This is a genomic window from Rhodococcus artemisiae (genome assembly GCF_036327795.1).
Classification (GTDB): Bacteria; Actinomycetota; Actinomycetes; order Mycobacteriales; family Mycobacteriaceae; genus Rhodococcus; species Rhodococcus artemisiae.
On the sequence record NZ_JAUTXY010000002.1, the window covers coordinates 614,958 to 633,169 of the forward strand.

The following is an 18,212-nucleotide window of genomic DNA, read 5'->3' on the forward strand; positions in this document are numbered from 1 at the left end:
TATATACAACAAGCGCGGGGCGAGATGGTGGAGCGAATGCCAATGCAGGAGACGTACGACGTAATCGTTCTCGGGTCGGGAGCCGCCGGCCTCACCGCCGCGCTCGCCGCCGCGCTCGAGGGTGTCGACGTCGCGGTGTTCGAGAAGGCCGAGCTGATCGGCGGCACCACCGCCCTGTCCGGTGCGGGGATCTGGGTTCCCGGCAACCCGGTCGCGGCGGAGAAAGGCGTCGAGGATTCCCTGGAGGAGGGCATCGCCTATCTGTCGAGCCTGTCCAACGGGATGATCCTGCCGGAGCTGGCCGAGGCGTTGATCGCCGGCGGTCCCGGATTCGTCGACTTCCTCCACGAGCACACCGACCTACGACTCCAGCTTGTCGAGGGATATCCCGACTACCATCCCGAACATCCCGGCGGGAAACCCGGCGGTGGCCGGACGCTCGAGCCCGGGCTGTTCTCCTTCGCCGGGATCGAGGAGTGGATCGACCGTATTGCCGGCGACATCCAACGCATCGTGCTGGCCGAGATGCCACTCGGTGGCGGAACGGGAGTCGTCGCGCCCGAGACGCTCGCTACTCGCGCGGAAGCCGAGGAAGAAGGGCTGGGTCGCGCGCTGGTCGGTGGCCTCCTGAAGGCGTGCCTCCAGCGCGGGGTCGACGTCCACGCCGGGACCCGGGCGCTGCGGCTGTGCACCGATGAGGATGTCGTCGACGGTGTCGAGGTCGAGACCGGCGACGGAGTGAAAACCATTGGATCCTCCGCGGTTGTGCTCGCCACCGGAGGGTTCGAGTACGACCCGGATCTGGTGCGCGATTTCCTGCGCGGACCGCTGACGCGACCCATCGGTGCGCCGACGAACACCGGTGACGGCCTCCGGATGGCCATGAGAGTTGGTGCCCGACTGGGCAATATGCGTGAGGCGTGGTGGTCGCCGTCGGTACCCTGCCCGGGCACCCGGCGCGACGGGGCTCCGGTTGCGATGCTGTCGTCGCGTGAGCGGGCGCTACCCGGCTCGATCATGGTCAACCGCTACGGCCGCCGCTTCGCCAACGAGGCGGCGAACTACAATGCCTTCGGTGGTGCCTTCCATCATCTCGACGAGTCGCGACTCGAATACCCGAATCTCCCGGCGTACATGATCTTCGATCAGTCCACCGTCGACCGGTTCGGTGTATTCGGCGCTCGCCCGGGTGACCCGGTACCCGAGTGGGTCGTCCGGGCATCGTCCATATCAGAACTGGCTGCAGCACTCGATCTTCCGGTCGACTCGGTGACGGACACCGTCGCGCGCTTCAACGATCATGCGGCGCACGGCGTGGATCCGGACTTTTCGCGGGGCAGCAGTGCGTTCGATCGATTCCCCGGTGGGAGGATGGGCGATCCGGATTCTTCTGGTGCCACACTCGGTCCGGTCGAAACGGCACCGTTCTATGCCGTCGAGGTGATCAGTTCGGCGCTCGGCACGAAAGGTGGGCCCCGCACTGACGTCGAAGGGCGGGTTCTCGATGTCGACGGCGACGTGATCGAGGGGTTGTATGCCGCGGGCAACGTCATGGCCAACCCGAGTGGGATGGTCTACGGCGGTGCAGGTGCCACACTCGCGGTCGCAGGAGTGTGGGGAATCGCTGCAGGTCGTGCTGCTGTCGCGGACCGGGTCCCGGCACGTCCCGAAGCGATGCAGACCTGGGCGGACGCATAGGCAAGCCAATTCATCCAAAAGATGGACGCATCGTCTATTGACTTGCCGAACCATCCATCTATAGCGTGTGACTGGGATTACAGGACGACTCTCGATGCCACCTCTGATCTGAAGGACGGCCCATGGCGACTCGGCGCTATCTCCACCTGAACCTCGTCGGCAACGACATCAATCTCCACATGGGGGCTCCCTCTTACGAACAGAAGCACCACGCCGACTCGGCGCTCGTCGACCCGTTCGAGCGGCTGATGACTTACGGCCATCTCGGCGACGAGGGTCTCTTCACCGCGATCTTCCTCGGCGACGTACCCGGCATGCCGAACTCACCCGCCTTCGACGGCGGGCCCGCCGAACCGATCACTGCGCTGACCGCGATGGCCCGCGAGACCGAGCACGTCGGTCTCATCGCCACCGCGTCGACGACGTTCTATGATCCGTACACACTCGCCCGTCTCATCGCCTCGCTCGATCAGGCATCCGACGGCCGGGCCGGACTCAATGCAGTCACCACCGTCGGAGATGCACTCGCGCTGAACTACAGCAAGACCGGTCACCCCGACCGCGAGACACGGTACCGCCGCGCAACGGAATTCCTCGACGTGACCGAAGCTCTCTGGGCGAATCGTGAGGTGCGCAGAGACCCCGACGGCGTCACGCGGTATTACGCCTCGCCGATCAACCACAAGGGCGAATCCTTCAGTGTTATCGGACCGCTCAACGTCGCGCCGAGCCGCCAGGGTCGGCCGTTGGTCGCGCAGGCGGGTGGGTCCGGGCCCGGAATCAAGGTCGCCGCACGGCACGCCGACATGGTGTTCACGGCCGCATCCAGCAGGGAGCGTGCAGCGGCATACCGGGAGGACCTCGACAAGGCGCTCGCCGACGCGGGTCGCCCCGTCGGAAGCGTCCCGGCCGTCCCCGGCCTCATCCCCTACGTCGCGCGTACCGCGAAGGAGGCCGAAGAGCAGATGCTCGCTCTGGACGAGTTCGTTCCGTGGGAGCTCCTCGCGCCGAAGGTGCTGGTGCAATTCGGGTTGGAGCCGATTTCGTTCGACAGCGTCGAAGACCGGTTCCCGTTCGAGAAGATGCCGAAGCCGGCAGACGTCGAGTCGACCATCAAGAGCACATTCGGGAACTACGTGGGTCTCTACGACTGGATCGAGGCGCGTCCCGGCGCCACCGTCCGTGAGGTCACAGCGCAGTCGCTCGGTCGGGGCGGCGCCCAGCATCGCAAGTTCGTCGGCTCGTACGACGACATCGTCGACGATTTCGAGGCATGGTTCGGCGACGGCAATGTCGGAGGCTTCAACCTCATGTTCCCCGTCGGCCCGGCGTCGATCCGTGAATTCATCGATGAGGTGATTCCGCGCATGATCGACCGCGGGATATACCGATCCACCCCCGACGACCGGCCGCTGCGAGAACGCTTCGCATGAGCAGCAACCTGCCGAGAGGCGAAAGGAACCGAGCATGCCGGAGACGTTGACGCCGCCGGGACCGAAACCCGAAGGCTTCGACCCGGATTGGGTGCGGGCCAAACATGCCTACGAGCGGGCCAAGCGGCTCAGGCGCGACGGCATCGAGCAGTTCGTCGAAGTCACTGCCGAGTTCTCGCACTGGGAGGACGATCCCTACGTCGAACGCACCTCGCGCGATCCGGTGAACGACGAGGTCGAGATCCTGATGATCGGTGCCGGCCTCGGCAGTCTGATCGCCGCGGCACGGATGCGTGAGGCGGGCCTCGACGGTATCAGGCTGCTCGACCGGGCAGGCGGCGTCGGCGGAACCTGGTACTGGAACCGCTATCCTGGCATCCAGTGCGACATCGAGTCCTACATCTACATGCCGCTCCTGGAGGAGCTGGGCTACATCCCCACTCAGAAGTACGCGTACGGCGCGGAGATCCGTGAGCACCTCACGGCGATCGCGCACAAGTACGACCTCGTGCGCGACGCGCTCTTCCACACCACTGTCACCGAGATGGTCTGGGACGAGGCGAGCGAACGTTGGATCGTGCACACCGATCGCGGCGACCGCATCCGCGCCCGGATCGTGGTGGTCTCGCCGGGCTCGCTCGTACGTCCGAAACTGCCCGGTATTCCCGGCATCAACGAGTTCGAAGGACACACCTTCCACACCGGCCGATGGGACTACAGCTACACCGGAGGAGACGAGTCCGGTGAGCTGACCGGCCTGCAGGACAAGTCCGTGGGCGTCGTCGGCACCGGTGCGACCGGCCTGCAGGTGGTTCCTCACCTCGGTCGATGGGCCGAGCAGCTCTACGTGTTCCAACGGACGCCGAACGCCGTCGACGAACGGGGCAACAAGCCGACCGATCCCGACTGGGCCGCGACTCTCGAGCCCGGATGGCAGCGCGAACGAATGGAGAACTTCACCCGTTACACCGCGGGCATGGAAAGCCACACCGACCTCGTCGACGACGGCTGGACCCGCGTGGCATCCGAGGTCACCAAGACCGCGATCCAGCAGGAGAACGAACGCCGCGGCGCACCGATGACCCCCGAGGAGATCGGCGAGTTCTTGTTCGAGGCCGATTACAGATCGATGGAGCGGGTGCGCGCCAGGATCGACTCCATCGTCACCGACAAGGCCACCGCCGAGGCACTCAAGCCCTGGTACAAGCGGCTCTGCAAGCGCGTCGGGTTCCACGACGACTTCCTGCCCACGTTCAACCGCGACAACGTCGAGCTCGTCGACACCGACGGGCGCGGCATCGAGCGGCTGACGCGCGACGGGGTCGTTGTCGGAGGCACGGAATACAAGGTCGACGCGTTGATCTTCGCAACGGGATACGACGTCAGCAGCAGCTACACCCGCCGTGCCGGATTCGACATCATCGGTCGCGACGGCATCCACCTGAGCGACAAATGGAAGAGCGGACCACGTACCTTCCACGGTCTGCAGTCCAACGGATTCCCCAACTGCTTCTTCCTCGGGTACACGCAGACCGGTATCGCGAACAACTACACGCACACCGCAGAGGAGCGCGCCCGCCACCTCGTTTACCTGCTTCAGCAGCGCGTCGAGCGGGGCGCCACCACGATCGAGGCCGACCTCGAAGCCGAGGACGGCTGGGTCTCCACCATGAAGGAACTCTCCAAGCCTGGGCAGGCCTTCTACGCGGACTGCACCCCCAGCTACCTCGACAACGAGGGCGACAGCGGCAATCCCGACGGACTCGTCGCAGCCAACTACGGCGGTGGCCCGATCCAGTTCTTCGAATTGCTGGCCCGATGGCGGGACAGCGGACAGATGGACGGCGTCACGCTTTCGTAGCGTCCTTGGTCCCCAGTCACGGTTACGGAGTGAATTGTCAATGAAAGTCGAGATCATCGAAGAGCGATGCGTCTCTGCCGGCCAGTGCGCCGCGATCGCACCCGAGGTGTTCGACCAGCGTGACGAAGACGGCGTCGTGGTCCTGATGGACCCGAGGCCGTCTGAGGAACACTGGGATTCGGTTCGTCAGGCAGCAACATCGTGCCCCGCGGTCGCCATCGCATTCGAGGAGTGAAGGACATATGACAGAGAATTCCACGACCGGCGTCGACGAGGCCGTTCTGAGCTTCCCCGTCGAACGTGACGCACGCTGCCCCTTCGACGTCCCCGCTGCACTCATCGACTCGGCGGCCCATCAGCCTCTGAGACGAGCACGCATCTGGGACGGCAGCACACCGTGGCTGGTCACGGGCAACGCCGAATTGCGGGTGTTGGCACTGGATCCGCGCATCAGCACCGACGATCGTCTGACGGGTTTCCCGCACTGGAATGCCGGCCGGGCGGCCATCGCTCCGATACGGCCCGACAGCATCTTCAACACCGACGGCCCCGGGCATCTGCGACTACGTCGCATGATGACACGCACCTTCTCGTACAAGCGCGTCGAAGCTCAACGCGAGAAGATCCAGCAGGTGACCGACAAGCTCATCGACGACATGCTTGCCGGGCCGAATCCGGTCGACCTGGTACCGGCATTCGGTCTTCCGCTTCCGTCGTTCATGATCTGTGAACTGCTCGGAGTTCCCTACGACAATCATGATTTCTTCCAGGAGCACGCCTCGGCGGCGATGGATCGCTATGCCACACCGGAACTGCAGGAGCGGCTGTTCACGGCGATGCGTGGTTACATGCGCGAGGTCATCGAAGAGCGGCTCGCCTCGAAGGAGGAATCGACCGGCGTCATTGCGGAATTCGCCGACAACATTCGTGCCGGCGACATGACGATCGACGAGGGCGTCGCACTGGCAAACGGCCTGCTGTCCGCCGGTCACGAGACCAGCGCGGGCATCATTTCACTCGGGACCCTGGCGCTTCTGCAGAATCCCGAGCAGCTCGAGTTCCTTCGCAACAACGACGATCCCAAGGCCATCGCCAACGCGGTCGAAGAACTCCTGCGGTACCTGAGCATTGTGCACAACGGACAGCGCCGGATTGCTCTGGAGGACATCGAGATCAGCGACATCGTGATCCGAGCCGGCGAAGGTGTCATTCTCGACTACTCCGCGGGCAGCTGGGATGCGCGGACTTTCGACGAGCCTCGGCAGTTCGATGTGGCTCGGGTGGCGAACAAGCATCTTGCCTTCGGATTTGGCCCGCACGGGTGCATCGGCCAGCAGCTCGCCCGCGTCGAACTTCAGGTCGCGTTCTCCACGCTTATCCGCCGAATCCCGACCCTGAAGCTCGCCGTCCCGCTCGAACAGATCGAGTTCAAACACGACCGGCTCGCCTACGGTGTCTACTCCCTGCCCGTGAGTTGGTGATGGGCAGGGAGTCTCGACTTCAGCTCTGACCCGGCGTCGTCATCGTGCTGCCCGCGGCTGTGCCGCCGTCGACACGGAGGACGGCGCCGGTGACGTAGCGGGCGCGGTCGCTTGCCAGGTAGACGGCGGCTTCGGCGGCGTCGTCTACCGTCCCTTCGCGGTTGAGAGGCCTCTTCTTCGACTGTGTGGAGCGCACACTGGAGATCATCGCGTCGCGCTCCTCACCCTCGAGTTCGGTCGTCGACGACTCCAGCAATGTTGTCGGGATGCTGCCCGGTGCAAGGCAGTTCACGCGGATACCGTGGACGCCGAGGTCGATGGCTGCCGACTTGGTGAAGTGGATGACCGCGGCCTTCGACGCCCGGTAGGTGATCACTCCGCGGCCGGCCATGATGCCGCCGATCGAGGACGTGTTGATGATCGCGCCGCCACCGTTCTCGGCCATGTACTTTGCTGCTGCTTGCGTCCCCACCATCACCGCGCGCAGATTGATTGCGAAGATCTTGTCGAAGGCTTCGAGGTCGTCGTCGAGGAAACTGGCGTAGATCGGTCCGGAAATGCCGGCGTTGTTGACCAGCACGTCGAGGCCTCCGAATGTTTGTACCGCGAAGTCCACCAGTGCTCGTACCTCGCCGATGTCGGATACGTCGGTTTCCCGGAACACTGCGGACGCGTCGAGCGAGTCGGCCAGAGCCTTACCTTCGTCGCGGTTCACATCGGCAATCACCACCCGGGCGCCCTCGCGGACGAAATGTTCGACCGTCGCTCGACCTATTCCAGTGGCTCCACCTGTGACGATGGCGATCTTTCCGGTGAGTTCTGAAGACATGTAAGCACTCTCGCATCTCGGACGGTTCGACATTCATTGCATCCAACTACTGGACGCATTGTCTATGAAGAAACGTTCTCTGCCAAGGATGCACCGTAGAGGGCGGGTTGCGACGGCCGATGATGAGGGCACACTGGTAGTCGACCGACGCCGGGATGCCGAACAGGGGAGGACGCATGATCGGAGATAGGTGGGGAGTCACCGACGAGGAGGTCGCGCGCCGTTACCCGTGCGACGACATCGTCCCGGCGCCGAGCCTGTCGGCATGGCGAGGCGTCACCGTGAATGCGCGGCCCGAGGCGGTGTGGCCGTGGGTAATGCAGATCCAGTGGGCGCCGTACGCGTACGACTGGATCGACAGTCTCGGGAAACGCTCACCGCAGCGGTTGCTGGGCTTCCCGCAACCGGTACCCGGCGACCACTTCACCAGCACGGCGGGCCGTCCCCAAGGGCGGGTGTTGTCGATCGAGACGCAGGTGCACTACACGGGCCGCATCATGGGCGGTGTCCTGTCGTACGTTCTCGTGCCCGTCGGTGACGACACCACTCGATTGCTGTTGAAAGTTGTTGTGAGCGGGTATCGATGGCTTGCGCCGGCGGTCTCTGTCGGCGATCTCGTGATGGCACGACGCCAACTGCTCAATCTCAGGCGGCTCGCGGAGAGCGATCCGTCGTGATGCGGTTGCACGCTCGGGTCTTCGACACTCACCGAGCTGGGTGGGTGTGCTTCAAGATCGTGGACGTCGAGCAACGACGGCGAAGGTGAGGGGAATCCGCGGCGACCCCTCGGGAAGCGCCCATCCCTGGTCGCAAGGGGTGAGTTCGGCGAAGGCCGGCCAATCCATGTGGGGAAACTCGGCGAGGGTTTCGATCGTGAGCCCGGCGTCGCGCAGTGAACCGACAACCTCGCTCAGGCTGTGACGCCACTCGTGGTTGGTGACGTGCTCGACCTCTCGCGGGCCGTCTGTGTAGGTGCCGGAGTCTTCGTAGGTACGAACGCCTCCGCCGCTGAGATAGTCGTCCGTGATCTCCCAGGGTTCGAATGCCATTGCTCCGAGGATGGGGTGATCGTCGCGGATCATGAATATGCCGCCCGGTTCGAGGAGGTCGTGGATGGACTGGGCCCACGCCCTGAGTTCCGGGAGCCAGACAATCGTTCCTGCACTGGTCACGACCACGGCGAAGCGGCGATCGATCAGTGACGAGGCATGACGGGCGTCGCCCTCTACCCATGTGATGCCGTGGCCATCGACGCCGGCGATCCGCGTTGCGTGGCGCAGTGAGTTGGGTGAGAAGTCGAGGCCGTGAACGTCGGCGGCGCCGAGTCGTGCCCACGAGACGGTGTCGATGCCGATGTGGCACTGTAAGTGAAGCAGCGAAAGATCTGTGACACCGGATTCCGGCAAGTGGGGTGCCAGCACCGAGAGGTCGTTGCGAACCACGCCGGAAATCCGCGTCGAATCGGCCAGGAAACCGTCGACGTCGTACATCTGCGACCGCACATGGATGTCGGCACGATCGTCCCAGTTCGCCTGGTTACTGGCAATGGCTTCCGCTTCGCTCACGGCCTGTCCCTTCGCGGTGTCGGATGACGCACGTTTGTATCACACCTCAATGGTGCGAGCGATTGTATTTGTCCTGCGTCCCGGTCGCGCCGACGGTTTTCATCTTATCGACGAGGGTGTCCGGGAGTGGCCGGACGTTCAGGAGTGTGGTCCGCGGCTGGATGCTGGGCTATTTTGCGGGTCATGTTTCGGTGCGGTGACGCGGTCGTCGACGACCTAGTTTGCCGAAGACGCCTCGGCGAGAGGGCTTCTTCGCCTTGGCTTCTGCACACTCCGTGGTGCGCGCTTCCTCAGATCGCGCCGCTTTGCGATCGGCCCATGCAGTCACTGTGGCTTCAGTGTCACGTGGCATGGTGATCAGCGGTGGTCCTGATGGCAGTTGGTAGCGAGCGTGCATCACCCGTTTGTTGAACTGGTCGATCTCGTGTCGAACGGCCTTCTCGTTCGATAGCTGATCGAGTTGCTCGTCCAGGGCGGCGTCATCTTTGCGCAACTGAATGGAGGGGGGCAGGAAAGCGAGCCCTTCACGTTTCATGAAGCTCTTGAGCCACCAATCTGGGTCATCGGCATCGGACAGATCGAGTGGTTTACCGCTGCCGGGAAGGTCGTCGAAATCGCCCCGTTCGATCGCCTTTCGAATGTGCATGTCGGCGAGCAGTGCGATCGCCGTCTCGGAGTCGATCGCGAAAGCAGAGGGGTTGGAGAACGAGAGGGGCAGCGCGTGCTCATGCATCATCAGCACTCCATGTCGTGAAACTATTTGGGTCACGTGTATTATGTCATGCGTATTGCCAAAGTGAGGGGTTCGAGCGTCGAAGCATCCTCGCGGCGTGCTGCTTGCCGCAGGAGGCACTGATTGATGGGAACATGTGTTCGACTCGAGGTAGTGTGTGGAACGCGCGGGCCGGTGAGGCGCCATGCCTGGGAAGCATCGGCCCGCGTCCAACTCGGCCGCAGTCAACTGCCTCATCGACGGAACTCCGATGCAGCAGTGCGGCTACACAGGAATGGACTACGACTCGATGCCGGTCATCGGGAGCTGACTTCCGCCTTATCTGTGAGCCAGGTGCTTCAGGCCTGGCTCATATGCCACTCGAGCGATTGACCCGATTCTCATAGGTGACCGAAATGTCGGTCGGTGCATCGATATTTCGTGCACCAACCGTCGTTTGGAACCCTTATGCCGCGTCATTTCGCAGCGACCGGGGGCGTCGTCACCGACGCGAGCCGAGTGCACCTTTGATGATCTCCGCACTGGGCACATGCAATGCGTCGGCCGCTCGCTTGCCTGTCTCGATGAGGTAGCGGTCGACGAGGCGGTTGCCCACCGCATACCCTGCTCCCATGGGAACACCGACCGGTTCGGCGCCGAACCGGGCCGCGGCATCATCCCCGATGACCCACGCGGCGAAGTTCTCCATACCCGAGACGTTCAGTGCCGACACGATCTTCTCGAACGCTGCATCGTCGTCGAGGTGGGGAACGCCGAACGGTGTGTATCCGAGTGAGTCGCCGTACAGCTGACGGGCGAAGGCGTCGGCGAGGCCTTCCGAGACAATATGTTCGCCGACGACGACGGACGTGGGATCCCACACGACCCCACCGGGCGCGTACCGGAGGTTGTGGTTGAGTTCGTGCACGGCAGAGGCCTCCAGTCGGGCCAGGTTCTCGTCGGTCGGCCAGAGGGTGAGCGAGATGTAGCCCGTGGCGCTGCCGTTTCCGCTGAGTCCGCGCGCCGAGCTCATGAAGTAGTCGTCGTCGGGGTCTCCGAGGACGAGCAGGAACGAGATATCCGGAACCTGCAGATCCGGGGTGGCGAGGGTCTGCACGGCGACCGCATCGACTAGTGCGCGCTCGATCCGATTCCAGGCGTCCGCGGCCACCAGGCGGCCGAGAGCTCGACGTGTTTCGTCCACACAGCGATCGATCGGGAAGCCCATGCTCATGGTGTGCATGGCGAAGAGGTCGACGTCGCCGGGGAGGTAGCGGAACATTCCTTCCATCGGCGAAAGTAGTACACGCACGAGGTCGGGGCGTGCCGGTTCGTCGGCGGTCAGTACGGCATTCATCTCGGTGGCGGTGTCGAGCACTGTGATCGTCATGTCGACGACGGTAGATCCTCACGTTGCGTGAGGTTCAAGTTCGGCGACGGAGTGACGAATCCTCGCAAACCCTTCCCCTGATGTGAAACGTGTTCTAGATTCTGGGGGAGGGGTTCGTCGGAGTGGAGGTATGCACAGTGGAGTTCAACCTTGCTGATGTCTTCGAGACGACCGCGTCCGCGGTACCGGACCGGATCGCACTCACCTACGAAGATCTGAATCTCACGTATGCCGAGCTGGACGCGGAAGCGAACCGCGCCGGACAGCTCTTCGCGCGGGCGGGAATCTCCAAGGACGATCACGTCGCAGTGTTTCTCAAGAATTGCGTCGAGCATGTCACCAGCATCCTCGGCCTCATCAAGATCCGTGCCGTGCCGATCAACGTCAACTACCGCTATACGCCCACCGAACTCGAATACATCTTCGTCAACTCCGATTCGGTGGCGGTGGTCGTCGAACTTCCCGAACATCAGCAGGTCCTCGCGTCGTTGCTCGACGGCTGCCCGCTGATCCGCACGGTCTTCGTCGTCGGCGACACGACCGACGAGTTGAAGCGGGCAGCCGAACAGCGATCCGTCGCCGTGATCTCCTTCGCCGACGCACATGATCTGCCGTCGACCGCAGAGTTCCCGGAGCGCTCGGGTGACGACCTGTACCTGCTCTACACGGGCGGAACCACCGGATACCCGAAGGGTGTGATGTGGCGGCACGACGACTTCTTCCGCAAGCCGCTCTCCGGAGGCAACCCCTACGGTGATGAGCCGCGGAAGGATCTTGCCGAAGTGGCCGCGGGAGCGAAGGAATTCCCCGGTCTCTCGTTCCTCATCGCGGCACCCCTCATGCACGGTGCAGCCCTGTACTCACTGTTCACGTTCTTCACGCTCGGGGCCCGGGTCGTCCTGAGGCGCGATTTCGACCCGAAGACGGTCGTCGAGGCCGTCGAGAACGACAAGGTGCAGGTGATCCTCATCGTCGGCGACGGCATGGGTTTGCCCCTGGTCGACGAGATGGAACGACGGAAGGACGACGCCGACCTCAGTTCGCTGTTCTCCATCACTTCGGGTGGCGCCATCTGGTCGACGAGTGTGCGCGACCGCATGCTCGCCGTGAAGCCGGACCTGTTGCTACGCGACAACTTCGGTGCCTCCGAAACCGGCAACGACGGCGCGTTCAATGTCGACGAAGACGGCAACCTGCGGATGCCGCCGAGTCCCAACATGATTCTCGTCGACGAGCGCCTCGAACCCGTACCTCCAGGATCCGACGACGTCGGCTACATCGCCCGTATCGGCAACGTGCCGCTCGGTTACTACAAGGACGAAGGGAAGACCGCCCGGACCTTCCCGACTCGCGCCGACGGTACCCGCCTGTCGATCCTCGGTGATATGGGTCGGGTCGAGGCAGACGGCACCATCGTCTTCCTCGGTCGCGGCTCGCAGTGCATCAACACCGGTGGCGAGAAGGTCTTTGCCGAGGAAGTCGAGTCGGCACTCCATGCGCACCCGTCGGTCTCCGACGCTCTCGTTGTGCCGGTTCCGCACGAACGGATGGGTCAGGCAGTCGCGGCCGTCATCGCCATCTACCCGGACGCCGGCGAGCTGACTCTCGAAGCGGTTCAAGAACATTGCCGCAAGTCATTGGCAGGATACAAGATCCCGCGCTCGATCGTCGTGGTCGACGAGGTGAAGCGAACCCCCGCTGGCAAGGCCGACTACCGATGGGCCGCCGCTCAGGCTGCGCAGTAGGCGACAAGAACGAACTCCACGGGCAGATACGACCTCTTCTCGAGGGGCGTATCTGCCCGTGGTGTAACCGGATTCTGATTCGCCGCGAGTCAGAACTGGGCGCGGCGGGCGCGACGCTCCGCTTCTGCGAGGGCACGCCGGACAACGCCGGACAGTGCGACGAACGACTCCAGCTGACTGGATTCCACACCCTTGACGTCGTCGAGCACGGCTTCGATCGACTCGCTCTCGCTGCGGAGCTCAGTGGCGAGAGCGCACTGCTCGCTCAATGACTTCAGTTCGGCCACAGACCAACTCGCGTCGATGAGCCGGTAGTCGCTGCGTTCCTTCAATCGAACCCCGCGGGATGCGAGGAAGCGTCGAAGTGCCTCGTTGACCTCGACGGAGCGGTCGGTGACCTCGATCCACCTCTGCATCGCGTCGAGCTGCGAGCGCTCGCTACGACGCCTGCCCGATCCGAACAGTGACAGCTTCATTCGCGATATCCCCCTTTTACTGGGAATCATCGTAACGGCAACGGTGCGATCGTGTAGGCGATTCGGCCGAGGCATTCGGATCTGTGAATGGAATCGCCTCAGCCGGTAACTCGGTCGAGTTCGGGACCGGGCTGGACGGGCGCCGCCGCGATGCGGCGGGGATCGTCGTCGGGGAGCGATTCGATCAGGATGCGTCGCGGGTGCGCCGCAGAGCCCGTCGTCAGATACTTCTGACCAGGACGCACGCGTCGGGCCTCGTCGGCTATCTCGTCCGTGACCAGAGGAGCAGTGGGTTCGTCGAGTGCGTCGCGCATGATCCGTCGTGGGTCGTACTGTTTCAGGTCCAATGAGGTCGCGAGCCCCATTTCACGTTCGGCGCTTCCGCGCGTCGATTCGACGAAGTCGCGCAGTGCCCGAACAGTGCGGGCGAGCTGATGGGCGTAGACGGGCAGCCGTTGCGGACCGAGCACGACGCCCGCGATGATGGCGACGAGGAACAGTTTCTCGAAGGTCAGGCCGAACATGGTGTGGATTCCTCATTTCGGGACGCTCTCCTGTCATGCAGCGTCGTGATGACGAGTGCGGCGCCGAACAATACCGACATCGGCAACGCGACCAAGAACATGGACAGGACGTCGGCGGCCGGCGTTACCAGGGCACTGAACAGCGTGATGACGACGACGATTACACGCCAGCTGCCACGGAGCTTGGCTGCGGAGACGATCCCGATGTAGTTCAACATCACCAGGAACACCGGCAGGACGAAGGCAATCCCCGTCGCCAGAACAACTTTCATCACGAAGTCCACGTAGTACGACGCGTTGAGAATCGTGCTGTCCTGGTCGGACGAGAACGCGGTGAGCACGCTCACCATCCGGGGGAAGATCAGGAAGCCGAAGGCACAACCGGCAGCGAAGAGCGGGGCGGCCGCCGCAGAGAACCCGACGACGTACTTCTTCTCCCTGCGCGTCAGACCGGGGGTGACGTAGGCGAAGAGCTCTCGCAGCCAGATCGGACTGGACAGGATCACGCCTGAGAACAGCGCGATCTTCAGCTGGAGGTCGAACGCACCGGTCACGGTGTCGTAGTTGAGGCTGGCCTCCCGGGAGAGCGCCAGCTGCTCGACAGGTTCGCGCAGGACGTCGAGGATCTGATCAGAGAGAGCGAAGCCGACGATCACGCCGATGAGCAGCGACACCGCCGCGCGAACCCCGCGACGTCGCGCTTCGCGCAGGTGTCCGGCGAGCGGCATCGTGCCTCGCGCGGCGGTGGTCGCGGTCATGATGCGGGTCGGTACGGAACCTGAGTGAGGTCCGCGGTCTGCGCGTCGGTGGTCGGCTCGTCACTCACCTCGTCCTTGAGGATGCGCATCGACTGGCCGACGCTCTTGGCGAGCGCCGGAAGCTTGGTGGAGCCGAAGACGAGGAGGACGATCGCGAGGATGATGAGAGCATGCCAGCCCGTGAGGTTGTTCAACATGATGTTGTCCTTGTGTGTTGGGTGAGTGTGTGTCGGGTGAGTGATCAGTTGGGGGTGCCCGAGCCCATGCCCGGCATGGCTCCACGGGGAGGTTCGCCGCCCATCGGTGCTCCCGCTGGGGGCGCGCCGCCACCGCTGAGGGTGGGTTCGGTCGTCGTGTCGACCGCGACGGCCAGCGACCCGACGTATCCGGAATCGGTATTGCCGGAGAACGTCCCCATCTGCAGGTCGTATCCGTCGCCGAAGACGTTGTCGTTGTCGAGGCTTCCGATCTGTGCCAGATTCTCGGCCGACCCCGAATAGGTATCGAGCCGGTAGACCTCGTCGAGCATGTCCTGGGGAAACGCGATCTGAGAGGTCGCGATCGCGTTCTCGACGTCGGTCGCGGAGGCGACGTCGGGGTAGACCTCGAAGTGAATGTGGGTCCAGCGGCCTGTGTAGCAGCCGGGCACGATCGTCTCGAAGGTTGCTTTGCCGTCGGCGTCGGCCACCTGGATCCCGCGTAGGTAGGTCTCGTCTTCGACACCGTCGGTGTACATCGAGTACCGGCCCTGCGCGTCGCACTGCCAGGCGTACACGGCGACGCCTTCGAACGGGGTGTTGTCATCCGCCATGTCGGTGACCGTGAAGGTGAGGGAAAGGGGAACACCGTCGGCGGTGGTGCCGCCGTCGAGGCTCGACGTGATCTCGCTGCGGACGATTCCGGATTCCTCGAGCACGTTGACCCCGTTCGTGCCGTCGGCCGGATAGGGGCCGTTGGTTTCGTCGGGGATTTCGCCGGCGGGTGTGCTCACCGTGGCGGCAGTGCTGTCGATGCTCGAGGAACACGCGGCCAGTGCCAGTGCGCCGGCTCCGGCACCGACGACGCTCAGCACGCGGCGGCGGGTGACCAGGGTTGCGATATCGAAGCCTGCACCCTGATCGACGACGTCCTCTGTGGGGCGGTCGAGTAGGCGGCCTTGGTATGCGGGTCCGACCGGTGTATCGGTGGGTTCGGGAGCGCGGCTCATGTTGTCTCCTCCGTGCGTCGCTCAGTGGTTCAGTGATAACCACAGTCCCAGCCGACGCAGGGGGAACCCTGTGCCGTCGCTGGGTGTTTGCTGTGAACGATGCGGAGCGGAGAAGTGGGGGCGGGTGGCTGTCGGGGGCAGGAGTTACGGGCCGGGCACCAGTACCGCGGTCAACGCAACTTCCACCGGTGCCCCACCTGGGAGTGTGTACACCCCGATTGCACTGCGCGCGGGTAGGTCGTCCGGGCCGAGTTCCGAGGCAATCATCTCGGACGCTCCATCCGCCACTGCCGACAACGCAGTGAAATCAGCGCTTGCTGCCACGTACACGACCATCTCGACCGGGCGAAAGCGGTGACCGGCAGGCACCACCGACCGAACCGCTGCCAGTGCATTGCGTGCACCCAGAGCCGCGGCTGCTCGAGCCTGGGCCACAGTCACCTCAGCGCCGACACTCCCGGTGACGGTGAGTACGCCGTCGACGCGGGGCGTCATCCCCGCTGTGCGGACGGTATCGCCGGCGAGTACCGCAGTGACGTAACGTCCTTGCGGTACAGGGGTTTCGAGCTCACTCGACACCGAGCACCACCCCTTCCTGTCGAGGATCGCTCCCACCGCTCATCACGCCCTGCGTCGTAGACACGACTTGCGCACTGCCCTCGGCGCCGAAGGCGTCGAGCACGTTGACCTGGTGGCCCATGTCCGACAGCGATCGCAGTACCTCACGGTCGACGCGTCCTTCGATACGCAGCTCGGGGGTATCGCCGAGTGTGTTTGCATCGGATCCGGGATACACCGTGAACCGAGGCGCCTCCACCGCCTCCTGCGGATCGAGTCCGTGGTCCAGGAGATGGGACAGGAGTTGCATGTTCCACTGCACCTGGCCGTCACCACCGGGGGTGTTGCCGACATGCATGAGTTCGCCGTCGCTGCCGGTGACGATCCAGGCGTTGAGTGTGTGCAGGGGTTTGCGTCGCGGCGACACCTCGTTGGGGTGGCCGTCGATCAGGTATGCCCCCCGACCGAGACGGTTGTTGAGCACCACACCGGTTCCGGGCACCGTGAACTTCGCGCCGAACGTGAACGCGAGGGAATGGATGAAGGAGACGGCTCGGCCCTCGGCGTCGACGGCGACGAAGGACGTTGTGTCTCCGCCGGACACGGCGAATGCACCCGCAGGCTCCCGGGCCTCGAGCCGAGTCCGTCCGTCGGCGATGTTCATTGCGGACAGCGCTTGTTCGAAACCGTCATTGCCCGAACCACACCACCGCAATCGATCTTCGAACGACAGAGCCGCGGCACGTGCCATGCGGTCGATCGCCGGAGCGCTCAGCCACGGTATCGCGCCGAGCTCTCCGTCACACAACGCGGCCTGCTGCAACACCATCCATCCCGGTGTCGGCAGCGGAGTCTGGTGTACGGTCGCTCCCGCGTAACTCCCGGTCAGTGCGGACTCGACGGGAACCGAAGCACCCGCGACCCATTCGTCGCCTGTGAACGGCGCGCCGGAATCCTGCAACGCCGCGACACAGTGCTCGGCAATTGCCCCGCCATAGAACGAAGAAGGATCCGATGCGAGAGCACGAATGGTGCGCGCCAGGTCGACTTGCGGAAGCCGATCACCCACGCTCGGAACGGCACCCGTCGGTGTGTACACCGAGGCGAGCCCGGCGTCGGAGCGGATGGCGTGGAGTGCCGCCTGCACGTCGGCGCGTGTCTTCGCGGAACACGGCAGTCCGCGTTCGGCGATACGCGCGGCAGGCTCCCACAGATCCGCCAGCGGCATGCTCGCCCCGCGCTCGTGTAGTGCCGCGAGTGCGGCGGGCGCGCCCGGCACGGCGACGGCGAGAGCGCCGTCCAGCGGGATCGCAGAGAGTCCCCGGTCCCGGTAGAAGTCCGGAGTACCACCGTCGGGTCCGTAGCCGCTGCCGTTGACTGTCCAGACCGAATCGTCCGGGTCGCGCACCACGGCGAATGCGTCGCCGCCGATCCCGCATTGTCCGGGCAGTGTCAGCCAGGTGACCGCCGCCATGGCGAGCGCCGCGTCGACCGCGTTACCACCGTCGGCCAGTACTCGCGCTCCTGCCTGGCTCGAGAGTGGGTGACTCGACGCCACCATTCCGCCGGTCGCAAGAGTGGCGGGACGTCGCGCGCTCATGCCGTCCTCATCCTGCGCCGGCGCGGGCCTTCCGGGGGCTCGCTCGGGTCGATGCCGACGAAGATCTCGCCGTCGTGCTCCTCACACGGGTAGGTCTTGATCGGCTCGGTCGCAGGCGGACAGATCGGCTCGCCGGTTTCGAGGTCGAAAGCGCTGCCATGGCAGGAACATCCGATACCATCCTGTACGAGCTTGCCGGACGACAACAGGCAGTCGAGGTGGGAACAGTAGTTGGACGTCGCATACGCTTTGCCGTCCAGCCGTGAGATCGCGAATTCGTAGTCGTCGGCGTAGAACCGGCGAACGATGCCTTCGGTCACCTGCCCGGAACGGGCCACTCGCTTGAACTCCATGGTCTTCCTCCAGGTAGGTGAA

General features: G+C 64.2%; 20 protein-coding genes. 8 read left to right on the plus strand and 12 right to left on the minus strand.

The window, feature by feature from the left end; all coding sequences use genetic code 11:
• Positions 1 to 36: 36 nt before the first annotated feature.
• The 5 genes from Q7514_RS07225 to Q7514_RS07245 all read left to right on the plus strand — a co-directional run bounded on the left by Q7514_RS07225 (position 37) and on the right by Q7514_RS07245 (position 6,473).
• On the plus strand, positions 37 to 1,698 hold the full coding sequence (locus tag Q7514_RS07225) for an FAD-dependent oxidoreductase (protein WP_330132562.1): 1,662 nt from the start codon (positions 37 to 39) through the stop codon (positions 1,696 to 1,698).
• A 122-nt stretch (positions 1,699 to 1,820) separates the two neighbouring features.
• Positions 1,821 to 3,131 (plus strand): NtaA/DmoA family FMN-dependent monooxygenase, encoded by a 1,311-nt coding sequence (locus Q7514_RS07230; RefSeq protein WP_330132563.1) that lies wholly within the window; start codon positions 1,821 to 1,823, stop codon positions 3,129 to 3,131.
• Between the two features lie 34 nt (positions 3,132 to 3,165).
• Positions 3,166 to 4,992 carry a flavin-containing monooxygenase gene (locus Q7514_RS07235; RefSeq protein WP_330132564.1) on the plus strand — a complete coding sequence of 609 codons (1,827 nt, stop codon included), beginning with the start codon at positions 3,166 to 3,168 and terminating at the stop codon, positions 4,990 to 4,992.
• A 40-nt stretch (positions 4,993 to 5,032) separates the two neighbouring features.
• Entirely contained in the window at positions 5,033 to 5,227 is a 195-nt protein-coding gene (locus Q7514_RS07240) for a ferredoxin (RefSeq protein WP_330132565.1), read from the plus strand.
• Positions 5,228 to 5,234: 7 nt separating this feature from the next.
• Complete coding sequence (locus Q7514_RS07245; RefSeq protein WP_330132566.1) at positions 5,235 to 6,473, plus strand: cytochrome P450; 1,239 nt, start codon at positions 5,235 to 5,237, stop codon at positions 6,471 to 6,473.
• Positions 6,474 to 6,492: 19 nt separating this feature from the next.
• Here Q7514_RS07245 and Q7514_RS07250 read toward each other — a convergent pair whose 3' ends face one another.
• Complete coding sequence (locus tag Q7514_RS07250; protein WP_330132567.1) at positions 6,493 to 7,302, minus strand: SDR family NAD(P)-dependent oxidoreductase; 810 nt, start codon at positions 7,300 to 7,302, stop codon at positions 6,493 to 6,495.
• Positions 7,303 to 7,478: 176 nt separating this feature from the next.
• Between Q7514_RS07250 and Q7514_RS07255 the strand changes: the two genes are divergently transcribed.
• Positions 7,479 to 7,979 carry a polyketide cyclase gene (locus tag Q7514_RS07255; RefSeq protein WP_330132568.1) on the plus strand — a complete coding sequence of 167 codons (501 nt, stop codon included), beginning with the start codon at positions 7,479 to 7,481 and terminating at the stop codon, positions 7,977 to 7,979.
• A 51-nt stretch (positions 7,980 to 8,030) separates the two neighbouring features.
• Here the strand turns inward: Q7514_RS07255 and Q7514_RS07260 are convergent, their stop codons facing one another.
• Positions 8,031 to 8,867 (minus strand): class I SAM-dependent methyltransferase, encoded by an 837-nt coding sequence (locus Q7514_RS07260; protein WP_330132569.1) that lies wholly within the window; start codon positions 8,865 to 8,867, stop codon positions 8,031 to 8,033.
• A gap of 181 nt (positions 8,868 to 9,048) precedes the next feature.
• Positions 9,049 to 9,603 (minus strand): DnaJ family domain-containing protein, encoded by a 555-nt coding sequence (locus Q7514_RS07265; protein WP_330132570.1) that lies wholly within the window; start codon positions 9,601 to 9,603, stop codon positions 9,049 to 9,051.
• Positions 9,604 to 9,784: 181 nt separating this feature from the next.
• On the opposite strand from Q7514_RS07265, the gene Q7514_RS07270 reads away from it, so the two are divergent.
• Complete coding sequence (locus Q7514_RS07270; RefSeq protein ID WP_330132571.1) at positions 9,785 to 9,910, plus strand: hypothetical protein; 126 nt, start codon at positions 9,785 to 9,787, stop codon at positions 9,908 to 9,910.
• A gap of 171 nt (positions 9,911 to 10,081) precedes the next feature.
• On the opposite strand, the gene Q7514_RS07275 is transcribed toward Q7514_RS07270, so the two are convergent.
• Entirely contained in the window at positions 10,082 to 10,969 is an 888-nt protein-coding gene (locus Q7514_RS07275) for a DUF2268 domain-containing protein (protein WP_330132572.1), read from the minus strand.
• Positions 10,970 to 11,106: 137 nt separating this feature from the next.
• Here Q7514_RS07275 and Q7514_RS07280 point away from each other — a divergent pair, with 137 nt between their 5' ends.
• Complete coding sequence (locus Q7514_RS07280; RefSeq protein WP_330132573.1) at positions 11,107 to 12,714, plus strand: AMP-binding protein; 1,608 nt, start codon at positions 11,107 to 11,109, stop codon at positions 12,712 to 12,714.
• Positions 12,715 to 12,803: 89 nt separating this feature from the next.
• Here the strand turns inward: Q7514_RS07280 and Q7514_RS07285 are convergent, their stop codons facing one another.
• The 8 genes from Q7514_RS07285 to Q7514_RS07320 form a co-directional block, all read right to left on the minus strand.
• A complete protein-coding gene (locus tag Q7514_RS07285) occupies positions 12,804 to 13,190 on the minus strand; it encodes a hypothetical protein (protein ID WP_330132574.1) in 387 nt (128 codons plus the stop codon).
• 98 nt (positions 13,191 to 13,288) lie between these two features.
• On the minus strand, positions 13,289 to 13,714 hold the full coding sequence (locus Q7514_RS07290; RefSeq protein WP_330132575.1) for a preprotein translocase: 426 nt from the start codon (positions 13,712 to 13,714) through the stop codon (positions 13,289 to 13,291).
• A complete protein-coding gene (gene tatC / locus Q7514_RS07295; RefSeq protein WP_330132576.1) occupies positions 13,702 to 14,472 on the minus strand; it encodes a twin-arginine translocase subunit TatC in 771 nt (256 codons plus the stop codon). The genes Q7514_RS07290 and tatC overlap by 13 nt, the downstream gene beginning before the upstream one ends.
• Positions 14,469 to 14,669: a Sec-independent protein translocase subunit TatA/TatB gene (locus tag Q7514_RS07300; protein ID WP_330132577.1), complete on the minus strand. Its 201-nt coding sequence runs from the start codon at positions 14,667 to 14,669 to the stop codon at positions 14,469 to 14,471. Before Q7514_RS07300 ends, tatC begins: the two co-directional genes overlap by 4 nt.
• Before the next feature lie 44 nt (positions 14,670 to 14,713).
• On the minus strand, positions 14,714 to 15,679 hold the full coding sequence (locus Q7514_RS07305; RefSeq protein WP_330132578.1) for an intradiol ring-cleavage dioxygenase: 966 nt from the start codon (positions 15,677 to 15,679) through the stop codon (positions 14,714 to 14,716).
• A gap of 144 nt (positions 15,680 to 15,823) precedes the next feature.
• Positions 15,824 to 16,258, minus strand: coding sequence for a RidA family protein (locus Q7514_RS07310; protein WP_330132579.1), 435 nt, complete (start codon positions 16,256 to 16,258; stop codon positions 15,824 to 15,826).
• Positions 16,248 to 17,837, minus strand: coding sequence for a gamma-glutamyltransferase family protein (locus Q7514_RS07315; RefSeq protein WP_330132580.1), 1,590 nt, complete (start codon positions 17,835 to 17,837; stop codon positions 16,248 to 16,250). The genes Q7514_RS07310 and Q7514_RS07315 overlap by 11 nt, the downstream gene beginning before the upstream one ends.
• On the minus strand, positions 17,834 to 18,190 hold the full coding sequence (locus Q7514_RS07320) for a Rieske (2Fe-2S) protein (RefSeq protein WP_330132581.1): 357 nt from the start codon (positions 18,188 to 18,190) through the stop codon (positions 17,834 to 17,836). Before Q7514_RS07320 ends, Q7514_RS07315 begins: the two co-directional genes overlap by 4 nt.
• Positions 18,191 to 18,212 lie beyond the last annotated feature (22 nt).